Source organism: Chryseobacterium sp. SIMBA_028, from assembly GCF_046535285.1.
Taxonomy (GTDB): Bacteria; Bacteroidota; Bacteroidia; order Flavobacteriales; family Weeksellaceae; genus Chryseobacterium.
The window spans coordinates 1-256 of the sequence record NZ_JAWRWZ010000525.1 but is presented as its reverse complement, the minus strand read 5'-3'; the positions used below and the strand labels follow the sequence as shown (position 1 = coordinate 256).

The window sequence follows — 256 nt, the reverse complement described above, 5'->3', positions numbered from 1 at the left end:
GGACTACCTGAACCACCCGGGTCAGTATGCGGACGAGATCGCCTATATCCGCCGCTCGCTCGGCGATGAGTCCGACGCCGGAGACGCTTTCTTCGACGCCGTCGTGGACCAAACCCAAGGGATCATTGAGGCCGGCATCGAGGCCGGCACCATTCGGGATTTCGAAGATGTCAGGTCTACAGCGGTGATCATTGCCTCCAACAGCCTCGCGATGCTGGTCCTGGGGCGGCACCTTTCCCGGGCGCTGGGCACCGAC

Annotated in this window: 1 protein-coding gene; it reads left to right on the top strand. The window is 63.3% G+C overall.

Going from position 1 to position 256, the window contains the following annotated elements:
- Positions 1-256, top strand: a 256-nt coding sequence (locus SCA31_RS24360) for a hypothetical protein (protein WP_410699553.1), incomplete at both ends; no start/stop codon positions are given.